Here is an 11,950-nt window from a genome sequence, read left to right on the forward strand (position 1 = left end):
ATACTACGTCTTGTTCTGTTTTTTTTAAATATAGCGCGCCCCCCCAGTGCTACACCATTTCCCTCACCGCCGCTCTTCCGTTCTCCGCCCCGGTTCACCCCGTTGACGACCGCCGGCACCACCGCCGATCAGCCCGGGCCGAGTGTGGGCTGGCCGGCAGCGACCCGGCCGGGCGACGTCGACGGCCCCGCCTCGGGCAACGGCAACGGTGGCACCCAGGCGGCACCTCGGCGCTCCTTCTTCGACCCCAGCCCCACCCGCGACCCGGCCCCGAGCGGGGGTCGTCCCGGTGACCGGGCGGCCCCGCCAACCCGGTTCGGGCGAGGCAGCCAGCCCTTCCCCCGCCGCCGCCCAGCCGACGCGCCGGCCGACGAGACCGCGACGCGGGCCTTTCCGATGGCGGCGGACCCGGCAGTCACCCAGCCGACGCGCCGGTCGGCGGACAGCCTCGGCGCGTCCCGTGGGGTGGGCGCACCGCCCTCCGGTGAGGAGATCACCCAGCCGCTGCCGCCGCGTCGGCACAACCCGCTGGCCGAGGAGCCCACCCGCGCGTTCCGGATGACCGGCGAGCCTCCACTGGCCGGTGCGCCTGGGCGACCCGATCCGTCGGCGGAGGAGACACAGGCGATCCCCCAGGACAGGCCGGGTCGGTTCGGGCCGGCGGAGGATCTGCCGGCCTCCGTCGCGGAACCGGTCTCCGGGCCGCCCGCGCCGCGCCGCGGCTTCACGCCCATCGTCATCGAGGGCACCATCATCGAGTCCCGCGACCTCACCGACCCGGTCGAGAGCAGCGCCCCGGCCGAGGCCCCCCGCCGGCCCGGCCCCGCCGAGGCCGCCCCGCCACCGTTCGGCTCGACCCCCTCCGGTCCGGGCCTGTTCGGCGTGTCGTCCACCAGCCCCACCGAGGCGGCCCCGCCGCCGTTCGGCTCGACCCTCTCCGGCCCGGGCCTGTTCGGTCCGCCGTCTCCCGGTCCCGGCCCGTCCGGGCCCGCGTCGTTCAGCCCCGGTCAGCCCGCCCCGAGCCCGTCCATCCCGCATTCCGGCGGCCCGACCGAGGCCGGCCATCAGGGGATGGGCGGAATGTGGACCGACGATCCGGTCTACGGCCCGGTCAGTGACGACCGTGCCGACAGCGGGTCGTCGGCCGGTCTGACCGGCACCGACCGGGTCGGCGGCGAGAGCCTGATCGCGGGCGACGGTGTGCACCCGCCGGCCGACGAGCCGCCGCCGGTCGAGTTCGAACCGGCCAACACGGTCGAGGAGGACCTGCTCAACGCGGCGGGCTCCGGCAGCACCGACACGTTCCTGTCCACTCTGCTGCTGGCCCGGGTGCTGCTGCCGGCGGCACCGGAGTCGGTGCCGGGAAGCCGCCCCGGCGACCCCGGCTTCGTCTGGCGTACCGGGCAGCTCGACGGCGAGACGTACGTGGTGGTCTACACCTCGGCGGAGCGCCTCGCCGACCATGTCGAGAGCGACGTCGACACGGTCCGGGTGAAGTTCGCCCAACTGATCCGGCGCTGGCCCGACGAGGACTGGTCGTTCGCCGTCAACCCGGGCACCCCGGTCGGTGCCAAGTTGCCCGGCGAGCAGATCGTCGCGTTGGCCAACTGGGCCGCCGAGGTGGGGCTCGGCGACGACCTGGAAGTGGACCAGGTGGAGGCGCCGGCCGTGGCCGAACCCGCCGCCCGCCCCCGGTACGCTCCCGCGGCGGTCGACCCGACCCGGCCGACGGTCATGCAGAAGGCCATCGCGCCCAGCCAGCTCGCGTACTACCTGGATCGTGGGTACGACCGGGTGTCCGGGTTCGTGCACCGGGCCGGTGAGCTGTCCCACCTGACCACACCGGCCCAGCTGCACGAGGCGCTCGGCCTCAGCTACCCCGGCTCACCGTTCGCCCCGGACGCCGATGAGATCTACGTGCTGCGCTGGCCGGCGCACCGGCCGAGCCTCTACCGCATCCCGTACGGCGGTCAGAACGAGCCGGCGATGCGGGCCATGGAGGGCTGGGTCATCGAACGCCCGCCGTTCCGGGGCAACGGCTTCGCCCCGGGTGAGAGCAGCGACGTGGTGGCGGAGTTCAAAGTGGACAGCGCCCGCCTGCCGCACGGCGCCCAACTGTGGCGGATCGGCGCGGACGGCACCGAGCGGGTGGTCGCGGAACTGGACACCGACTCGGTCACCTGGCGACGGGTCGGGGAGGCCTGATGCGCGACGGTTACGTGGCCCGTTGGCAGGGCCGGGAATACCAGGCCAGCCCGGACGGCGACGACATCCGCCTCTACCAGCCCGAACCGGGTGAGGGCTTCGAGGAGGTCCGCGCGGGCCGCTACGTCCGCGTGCTGCCGGCGAGCGAGATCGAGGACCTGGCGTACGTGCGGACCACCTGCACCTGGCAGGGGCAGCCGTTCATCGTGCTCGGTGAGCACGACGCCTGGTTGCGGGTGGAATACACCGGTGGTCGCTGGCCGGTGGCCGAGGCGATGCGGCTGGAGGTCTTCGACTTCGGCGTCTACCAGGGTTGGGCGCCGGCCGCCGAGGTCACCGACCTGCGGGAGCAACGGGTCTGACCGGTCAGGTCTTCGCCCACCGCAGGATTTCGCCGAGCACCAGCTCCGGTGCCTCCAGGTGCGGGAAGTGCCCCACCTCGTCGAGCAGTCGCCACTCGTACGGGGCGACGACGTACCGGCCGGAGCCCAGAGCGGTGCGGGGCAGGGAGGCGGTGTCCAGGGCGCCGTGCAGTTGCAGGGTGGGGGTGGACAGCGGCTTCTGCATCAGGCGCACGAACCGGTAGCCGTGCAGCCGCAGCAGCGAGCGGAACGCCCAGCGGTAACCCTCCAGCGCGCAGAACGCGGCCTGCGGGATGCACATCGCCTCCCGGCACCGCTCGGCGTACGCCTCGAAGTCCGGACCGGCCACCCACTGTGGGCCGCCCCAGCGGCGCATGATCTCGCCGACGGCCGCGGCGCCGTCGCGGGTCAGCACGTGCTCGTAGCGGGGTAGCTGGAACTTCAGCGCCGGGGTGGAGGCGGTGAACTGGCCGCGCGGGTCGGCGAAGATGGCGGCGCGCAGCCGCAGCGGGTGCGGTGCCCCCAGCACGACGAGCCGGCGGACCAGGGACGGGTGGAACGAGGCCACCGTCCAGGCCACCATGCCACCGAGGCCGCTGCCGACGATCGTCGTGGATCGTTCACCGAGGGCGCGGATCAGCCCGGCGATGTCGGCGGCGAGGGTGTAGCCGTCGTACCCCCGGGGTGGTTTGTCGCTGGCGCCGTAGCCGCGTAGGTCGACGGCGACCGCCCGGAAGCCGGCGTCGGCGACCGCCGGCAGCATCTGGTGCCAGGCCCACCAGTGCTCCGGGAAGCCGTGCAGGAAGAGCACCATCGGCCCGGTGCCGGCCTCGACCACATGGAACCGGCTGCCGTTGGCGCCGACGAAACGGTGTGTCCACGGCCCCTCGGTGAGGACACGGGACTCGTCGACGGCTCCGTCGCGCTGGTCGGTCATGGCAGACAGCCTAGGACCCGGTTGCCGCAGGTGGCCCTGGTGGTCGCGTTGAACAGGGGAAAGCCCCGGGTTGTCCCGGACCGGGACCAGGGCGCCGGGTCGACTGCCCCTGGAGAAATCCGGTCCGGGCCATCCGGTAGGTGGCGCACAAAGGGCGACGCCCGGGCAGTGAACCTGCCCGGGCGTCGCTGGTTGGTGCGGGATCAGTGGTCAGCTGACCCGGATCTTCATCGAGGTGCCGTCCTGCTCCACAACCTTGATCTTGACACCGGCTGCGGGAAGCTTGACGCCGTGGTTCGGCAGCTCCTCGTAGAAGTACTTCTTGGTGTCGTCGAACAGCGGCTCAGCGGCCTGGCCACGGATGTACTGCGGCTGGCTGTTGAGGTGCAGGGTGAACGAGTCCGCCTTGTTCAGGCTGAACGGTGCGTCGTACACCTGGACCCGGGCCCGCCACGGAGCGCCGGTCAGGTTGTAGATCGGGCGCGGGTGCGCGTCGATGTACAGGTTGCGGCCCTCACCCGGGTGACCACCCGGGTTGGACTCCGACGCCGGGGCGGTGTTGTTGTCCGACCAGCGGGTGTTCCAGTACGAGATGAGCAGGCCCTCCTGGTACGCGTAGTGGTCCACCCAGTCCGGGCGGGTGTTCGCGTAGCCGAAGAAGTACGGGCCGGTCTTCAGGTACTTGTCGTACGAGACGTACGACCGGTTGCCGGCGATGTAGAAGTTGTCGAACAGCCGGGTGTAGGTCGCCCCGACCACCTGGAACTTCTCCAACGCCCAGCCGGCGTCGGTCTCGGCGCCGTCGCTGAACACGGTCTGGCCGTCGGCGGTCACGGTGATCGCGTCACCGAAGAAGCCGCCCTCGGAGACACCGCCGTCGGTGACGTAGTGCAGGCGGACCTGCGCCACCTTCCCGGCGACCGAGGTCAGCGGGATGTTGATGTCCGCCCAGGCGCCCTTGCTGGTGCCGGCGAGGGCCGGACGCCCCGCGCCGTCCTTGCCGATCGGCGAACCGTTGACGGTGCCGTCCAGGTCGGTCCAGGTATTGCCGCCGTCCGTGGACGCCTCGAAGTAGAGGTAGTCGTAACCGGCCTCGATGCTGTACTTGCCCTTGAGCGACAGCGCCGCCGTGGACTTGCCGGTGAGGTCGAACGTCCTCGTCATCTTGCTGTCGAGGCTGTCCTCGTTACCGGAGAAGTACTGCTTGGCGCCCTCGAACGGCGCGCCGTAGTTGAACGTGTACTCCCGCTGCGGCAGCACGACCACGGCGGCCTGTGCCTTGTCCGAGTTGTACTCCTGCGGGCCGAGCTCCAGCGAGCGCTTCTGCCCCGCAACGATCACCTCGTAGTCGAGCCAACCGAGCTGGAGCTTGTTCCAAGCGCCGAGGTCGCCGCCCCGGTCGCCGATGCCGACGTCGTTCTTGGCGCCGAGCCGGCTCTGGGCCATCAGGGTCCAGTGCTCGTTGTTGTTGTCCGCCGGTCCGTAGTCGTCCGGCAGGCCCAGGTCGTGGGCGTACTCGTGGTAGAAGACGCTGCGGCCGCCGTTTTCCGGCTGGATCGTGTAGTCGCGGATCCAGACGCCGGTGTTGCCGATCTGGGTGCCGCCGATCGGAAGGTTCGGCGGGCCGACGGGCGAGCTGTTGAAGGCCGACCAGCGGTGGCTCCAGATGGCGTCCTCGCCCTGCTGCGGGTCACCGTCGGCCTGGTCGCCGCCGGAGTGGACGATCTGGAAGTGGTCGATGTAGCCGTCCGACTCGTTGAAGTCGCCGTCACCGTCGTAGTCGAACCGGTCCCACTGGTCGAAGGACTTCATCTCGGCGGCGATCTGCGCGTCCGTCCGGCCCTTGGCCTTCTGGTCGGCAACCCACTGGTTGGCGGCGTCGCGGACCAGCGCCCAGGTGTTCGAGCAGACGTTGTCGGGGCAGACGGCCAGGTCGTCCCGCGGGTCCGGCTGCTGGCCGGGCTCCGGGTCCGGGATCGGGTCGTCGGAGCGACCGTAGCGGGCCTCGTTGTACCGGACCTTGACCCAGTCGGTCACCTCACCGTCGACGGTGTACCGACCCGAGGACTGGGCCTCGTAGTACTGCTTGAGCGACTCGTCGCCCGGGTTGGTGCCGAAGTAGATCTGGCGGAAGTGCTCCGGGCTGAAGTCCGGCTGCCAGATGGTGGAGTTGTCCACGGCCCGGTTGGGCTCGGGGATCTTGTTGTGCAGCGGCCCCTCGAAGGTCGTCGGCCCGGCGATGTCCGGGTTCATGTCCTTGTCCGGGTAGGACGGGTGCCGCTCGTCGCCGAACTCGGCCAGGATCACGAAGATCTTGTCGGTCCGCTCACGCTTGAGCTCGACGTACTGGTCCTTGGTCTGCTTCGCGCCAGTGGCGGTGCGGGCGCTGAAGCCCGACCCGCTCGTCTCGCCGACCTTGACGACCGTGCTTCCGTTGCGCTCGATCGGCTTGCTCCGACCGCTCAGCACGTCGCTGAGCCCCTGCTCGCGCAGTGCGCGGCGCTTCTCCTCGAGCTTGTCGGGGAGCTCATCCTTCAGCGCCTGCGGTTCGGCAGCGGCCGGTGCTGCGGCCGGCAGTTTGGGCTGAGGCGCCGCCGAGGCGGACGGGCCGAAAGCCAGGCCTGTCGCCGTCAGTGAGAGCCCGAGCAGACCCACTGCGACTTTGCGCACGTGGTACCTCCGGTGTGAGGGAACCGGCCCAACGGGGGTACGGGCCGGTGGGAGATCGATCCCACTAGTGGGACCATTGGTGAACATAGTTACTGGCGGGACGGGTGGGAAGACGAACGCGTCGATTTGTTGCAAGATTTTGTTGGGAATGCTTTTCACCGTCACACCCCGCCGGTTCATCAGCCGCGTTGACCAGCGCGGCCCGGCCGCGAACGTATACAACGACATTTCTCAATCACGCTGATCGCACATACGACAGTGGGGCCGGTGGCGTCTCCGCCACCGGCCCCACCGTCAGTTGTCGATCTGCGAAACCGTTACTTCGTCGCCGGCGTCACGTAGATCATGGCGGACGAGTTGTCCGCGGCCGCCTTCTTGATCGTCAGCGAGACGCCGTAGTTCACGCCCTGGTCGCCGGGGTTGCCGGTGCCCAGCACGATCGCGCCGCCGCCCAGGGTCACGCCGTAGAACTCCGGCGCGGGGCTGCCGTCCGGGTGGGTGACCCGGGTGGTGTACGGCGCGTTGTCGCGCGACGGTAGGACCACCGACGCGTCGTTGTCCCGGGCGTAGGCAGCGCCATCGCGCATCTCGATGCCCGGGTACCAGCCCTTGGCGTCGGTGAACGCCTTCACCGGTGCCTGACCCTTGAACTTCGTGCAGTACGCGCTGTACGGCTCGTCCGCCGCCTCCAGGCACTCGGTGAACGGGTACGTCCGCTGCAGCGAGAAGGCCGCGTTCGACGACTGCGGGCGGCTGGGCAGGTTGTCCGTCACCGACGGGTCCTTCACGGCCGCCTCGCCCGTACGCCGGTACGGGTCGAAGTGCGAGTCGACGATGAGCAGGCCGCCCTTCGCGCCGTAGCTGGGCAGCGCGGTCATCTGCCCGGTGACGTGGTTGACGTCGCCGAGCGCGGTGTCCCGGTACCAGACCAGCATGCCCGGCGCGTTGTAGGAGATCCGGTCGACCTTCCACGCGTCGTGAGAGTAGATGGTGTCGTAGGCGTACTTCAGGCCCTTGTCGAAGCCGTCGAAGTTGCGCCACTCCGCCAGGTAGTACTGGGCGTGCACCTCGGTGCCGCTGGAGATCGTCCAGCCCTCACCGGTGGTGTCGACGAAGGTGCCGCCGGTGGCCGTCCAGCCGTTGGCGCCGCCCTCGACGTCGTCACTCCAGGTGGTGGCGCCGCCGCCGGTGACCGAGAAGTCGTCGACGAACCAGTTGCGCTCCTCGAACGCCTCGTCGGTGGCGAGACGCAGCCGCACCTGCACGGTCGTCCCGGCGTACGCCGACAGGTCGACGTAGTCGTGCCGCCACCCGTCGGTGCTGCCGGTCAGGCCGTACTTCTTGCCGCCGAAGTCGTTCATCCGGCCGTTCGGGTCGGCGTAGCCGTCCGGCGTGGTGACGACCGTGCCACCCTCGTCGTACACCTTCTGCTCGGTCCAGGTCGTACCGCCGTCGGTCGAGAGCTCGACGAAGCCGTAGTCCCAGTCCTCCTCGATGATGTAGTTGTTCCACATCCAGAACTTCGAGTCGGCCGCCGCCGGCACGTCGACCGAGCGGCTCAGCTTGACGTCGGCCCACTCCTGGTCGTTGTTGCTGTGCCACATCTTGGTGCCGCTGTGCGGCGTCGCCAGCGTGGTGACCTTGTCCGGCAGGTCGACCTTGATGCCGTCCTCGGAGTCGATCGGGGTCCGCGACGTCTGACCGAGCTTCACCTCGCGCGGGTTCGACCCGGGGCGGATGGTCAGCGGGTCGGCCCAACCGAGCACCCACTTGTCCCAGATGCCCATGTGCGTCGGCAGCGCCTGGAAGATCTCACCCGAGTGCGAGCCCGAGGCCATCAGGTCCCAGAAGTCCACGTCGGAGTCGGCGTTGCCGGACGTGTCGTAGAGGTCCGGCAGACCCAGGTCGTGGCCGTACTCGTGGGCGAAGACGCCGACGCCGGCGTCCTCCGGCTGCACGATGTAGTTCGACGCCTTCAGGTTGGTGCCCGGGATGGTGTAGCCACCGGCGACCGTGGAGGAGTGCGCCCACACGGCGTACACACCCTCGGCGCCGCCACCGCGGGACTTGCCCTGGCCGGCGTGCACCAGCACGAGGTGGTCGATCACGCCGTCCGGCTCGAAGACGTTGCCGTCACCGTCACGGTCGGCCTGGTCCTCGATGTCGTAGTCGGCCCACGGGAAGTTCGGGTCCTTCGCGACGAGCGCGTCGATCGCGTCGGTCGCCAGGCGGCCCGCGCCGGCCGGGTTGTCCGGGTGACCGTTCATCGACTGCTCACGGCCGGGAACCCACGCGCCGGTCTCGTCCTGGAAGCAGCGGTTGGCCGCGTACCAGCCCTCCGAGTGCGGCACGGTGATCCACGGGCTGGCCTGCCCGTCCACCGTGTACGCGTTCTTGGACATCTCCAGGTACATGTTGTGCATTGTGCGGCCGGAGAGGTCGATGCCCTTCTTGCCGTCCGGGCCCTTCAGGTCCGTGCGGACCCGCTCGGTGATGCCCTTCTTGCTGTAGAGCATCTTGCTGTAGTGCTGCGGCGAGAAGTCCGGCACCCACATCGAGTTGTTGTCCTCGTGGGGCAGGCGCGCCGGGTCCGGGATCTTGTTGTGCTTCGGGCCGTTCTGCACGGTGCCGGGGACGCAGGTGCGGTCCTCGAACACCGTCTTGGGGACCATCACGCCGGTGAAGTCGTCGTTGGCCGTGTCGTTGAACTCGACAAGCAGCGTCAGCAGCTTCGCCGTCTGGGTGGTCGGCGCCTTCTTGAACTTGCGGGGGTTCTGACCCGTCCGCAGCGACTTGGCCTCGTCCTTGGCCAGCTGCCGTGCGGTCACCGGGTTGCCCCGGGCGTGCTTCCGGTCGAACGCACGCGCGGACTCCGCGGCGGGGGTGTAGATGCCACCCTTGCCCTTCACCTCGCGGCCGGTGGTGTCCGGCTGCACCTCGGGCTCGGCGTAGTTGATGTAGTGCTCGTCCGCGCCGATCACCGCCTGGGGGGTGCCGGACGGCGCCTGGGCAGCCGCGCTGCCACTCACGGTCAGTGACGTGGCGGCGAGGGCGATGGCGGGCAGCGCGACGAGTAGTCGTCGCCGCGCCCTGGACTGCGGTTTGTGGTTCATGCCGCTCCGTTTCTCGGGCATGGGGAGGAGGACGTTGGCGTGGCCGACCATCGAAGCGATGTGTGTCGAACTCTTCCAACCTGCGTGAACCTAAAGCACAACCGGCCGAAAGGACAGAGGTGATCTACGCCTGTGCCCGTTCAGCTTCTCTCGACTCCCCCGACCGACCGATGTGACAGTGGCGAGGCGGCGCGAACCGTACGCGTAAGACATGACGGAGGGTGGCGGTCCGCACGGACCGCCACCCTCCAATTGGTACGCCTACCGTCAGTCCTCGTCGGACTTCGTACCGCTCATCCCCGAGGAGATCAGATCCATCACCGAGGAGTCCTGCAACGTGGTCACGTCGCCCAGCGACCGGTTCTCCGCCACGTCCCGCAGCAGCCGGCGCATGATCTTGCCGGAGCGGGTCTTCGGCAGCTCCGGCACCAGCATGATCTGCCGCGGCTTCGCGATCGGGCCGAGCGTCTTCGACACGTGGTTGCGCAGGTCGGCGATGAGTTGCTCGCCCGCGTCACCGACGATGTCCGTGCTGCCCCGCGGAATGGCGAACGCGACGATCGCCTGACCGGTGGTCGGGTCGGTCGCGCCGACGACAGCCGCCTCGGCCACCGACGGGTGCGACACCAACGCCGACTCCACCTCGGTCGTCGAGATGTTGTGCCCGGACACCAACATCACGTCGTCCACCCGGCCGAGCAGCCAGATGTGCCCGTCGTCGTCCTTCTTCGCACCGTCGCCAGCGAAGTACATGCCCTGGAAACGTGACCAGTACGTGTCGATGAAACGGTCGTCGTCACCCCAGATGGTGCGCAGCATCGACGGCCACGGCTCGCGCAGCACCAGGTAGCCGCCACCACCGTTCGGCACCGACTGGCCCTGGTCGTCCACCACGTCGGCCACGATGCCCGGCAGCGGCGTCATCGCCGACCCCGGCTTGGCCGCCGTCACCCCCGGCAACGGCGAGATCATGATGGCGCCCGTCTCGGTCTGCCACCAGGTGTCCACCACCGGCAGCTCGCCCCGGCCGATGTGCTGCCGGTACCAGATCCACGCCTCCGGGTTGATCGGCTCGCCGACGCTGCCCAGCAGGCGCAGCGAGGACAGGTCGAAGCCGGCCGGAATGTCGTCGCCCCACTTCATCATCGTCCGGATCAGGGTGGGGGCGGTGTACAGGATGCTCACCCCGTACTTGTCGATGATCTCCCAGAACCGGCCCTTGTGCGGCGTGTCCGGGGTGCCCTCGTACATCACCTGGGTGGCCCCGTTGGAGAGCGGGCCGTACACGATGTAGGAGTGCCCGGTGACCCAGCCGATGTCGGCCGTGCACCAGTAGACGTCCGTCTCCGGCTTCAGGTCGAACACCGCGTGCGTCGTGTACGACGCCTGGGTGAGGTAGCCGCCGGTGGTGTGCAGGATGCCCTTCGGACGGGCCGTGGTGCCGCTGGTGTAGAGGATGAACAGCGGGTGCTCGGCGTCGAACGGCTGCGCGGTGTGCTCGGCCGACGCGGTCTCCACCGTCTCGTGCCACCAGTGGTCCTTCTCCGACCACGCCACGTCCTCGCCGGTCCGGCGGACCACGAGCACGTGCTCCACCGACGGGGAGTTCGCCACCGCCTCGTCCACCGTGGGCTTCAACGCCGACGGCTTGCCCCGCCGGTAACCACCATCCGCGGTGATCACCACCTTGGCGCTGGCGTCCTGGATCCGGTTGCTCAACGAGTCCGCGGAGAAGCCACCGAAGACCACACTGTGCGCGGCGCCAATCCGGGCGCACGCCAACATCGCCACCGCCGCCTCCGGGATCATCGGCAGGTAGATCGCCACCCGGTCGCCGGCGGTCACCCCCAGGTCGGTGAGCGCGTTCGCCGCCCGGCAGGTCAGCGCGTGCAGCTCGGCGTACGTGATGGTGCGGGTGTCGCCCGGCTCGCCCTCCCAGTGGATCGCCACCTTGTCGCCCCGGCCCGCCTCGACGTGCCGGTCCAGGCAGTTGTACGCCACGTTGAGCTGCCCACCCACGAACCACTTCGCGAACGGGGGGTTCGACCAGTCGAGCACCTCATCCCACTTCTTCGACCAGGCCAGCCGATCGGCCTGCTTCGCCCAGAAGGCCAGCCGGTCGGCCTCAGCCTCGGCGTACGCGTCGACGGTGACGTTGGCGTGCGCGGCGAGTTCGGCCGGCGGGGGGAACTGGCGCGTCTCGTTCAGCAGATTGGCCAATGCCTCGCTCATGCCGTGACTCCTCATCCTCGGGGTGACCTGCGTCTCGATGGCACGAGGGTAGTCGCGGGGCCCTCGACCGGCCACGGCTGCCCACTGCGTCGCGCCGAGTGGCCCCCGCCGCGCGCCCGACGGCCCGTCCCGCCTCGCCCGGCCCCGCTCCGCCCGGCCCGCATCGGTGCGCGCGGGCTCGAGGCACCTTGATCAACACGGGTTCAGTGAAATTGCGGTGTCCAGGCCAGGCGGACACCGCGACTTCAAGGAACCCGTGTTGACCTTGGCGGAACGGGTGTCGGCCTGAACGGGGTGCCGGGTCGGGTGGTCCGGGTCGCGTTGCGGGCGGGTGCGGCCCGCCGCGCCGGGTCGTGTCGTTAGCGTGGCGGGGTGACCACCGACCCGCTCGCCCCGTTGCTCGCGCTCGCCGACATCGCCGCCGCCGTCGA

General features: G+C 69.8%; 6 protein-coding genes. 2 read left to right on the top strand and 4 right to left on the bottom strand.

What is annotated here, in order from left to right:
* Together PSH25_RS29175 and PSH25_RS29180 are read left to right on the top strand one after the other, a co-directional pair.
* On the top strand, positions 1-2,205 hold a 2,205-nt coding region (locus PSH25_RS29175), incomplete at its 5' end, for an SseB family protein (protein WP_238662076.1).
* On the top strand, positions 2,202-2,567 hold the full coding sequence (locus PSH25_RS29180) for a UCP033725 family protein (protein WP_030486287.1): 366 nt from the start codon (positions 2,202-2,204) through the stop codon (positions 2,565-2,567). The genes PSH25_RS29175 and PSH25_RS29180, both read left to right, overlap by 4 nt.
* A 4-nt stretch (positions 2,568-2,571) precedes the next feature.
* On the opposite strand, the gene PSH25_RS29185 is transcribed toward PSH25_RS29180, so the two are convergent.
* The 4 genes from PSH25_RS29185 to acs all read right to left on the bottom strand — a co-directional run bounded on the left by PSH25_RS29185 (position 2,572) and on the right by acs (position 11,519).
* Complete coding sequence (locus tag PSH25_RS29185) at positions 2,572-3,504, bottom strand: alpha/beta fold hydrolase (RefSeq protein WP_238662077.1); 933 nt, start codon at positions 3,502-3,504, stop codon at positions 2,572-2,574.
* A 210-nt stretch (positions 3,505-3,714) separates the two neighbouring features.
* Positions 3,715-6,159: an immune inhibitor A domain-containing protein gene (locus tag PSH25_RS29190; RefSeq protein ID WP_238662080.1), complete on the bottom strand. Its 2,445-nt coding sequence runs from the start codon at positions 6,157-6,159 to the stop codon at positions 3,715-3,717.
* Positions 6,160-6,491: 332 nt separating this feature from the next.
* Complete coding sequence (locus tag PSH25_RS29195; RefSeq protein WP_238662078.1) at positions 6,492-9,287, bottom strand: immune inhibitor A domain-containing protein; 2,796 nt, start codon at positions 9,285-9,287, stop codon at positions 6,492-6,494.
* A gap of 267 nt (positions 9,288-9,554) precedes the next feature.
* The gene (gene acs / locus PSH25_RS29200) at positions 9,555-11,519 is read right to left on the bottom strand and encodes an acetate--CoA ligase (RefSeq protein WP_238662079.1); all 1,965 of its coding nucleotides are present in this window, start codon (positions 11,517-11,519) and stop codon (positions 9,555-9,557) included.
* Positions 11,520-11,950 lie beyond the last annotated feature (431 nt).

The sequence above is a fragment of the Micromonospora foliorum genome, from assembly GCF_022229015.1.
Taxonomy (GTDB): Bacteria; Actinomycetota; Actinomycetes; order Mycobacteriales; family Micromonosporaceae; genus Micromonospora; species Micromonospora foliorum.

Coding starts and splice junctions, on each gene's coding strand:
- PSH25_RS29185 (WP_238662077.1), bottom strand. CDS start 3,504: ATGACCGACCAGCGCGACGGAGCCGTCGACGAGTCCCGTGTCCTCACC.
- PSH25_RS29195 (WP_238662078.1), bottom strand. CDS start 9,287: ATGAACCACAAACCGCAGTCCAGGGCGCGGCGACGACTACTCGTCGCG.
- acs (WP_238662079.1), bottom strand. CDS start 11,519: ATGAGCGAGGCATTGGCCAATCTGCTGAACGAGACGCGCCAGTTCCCC.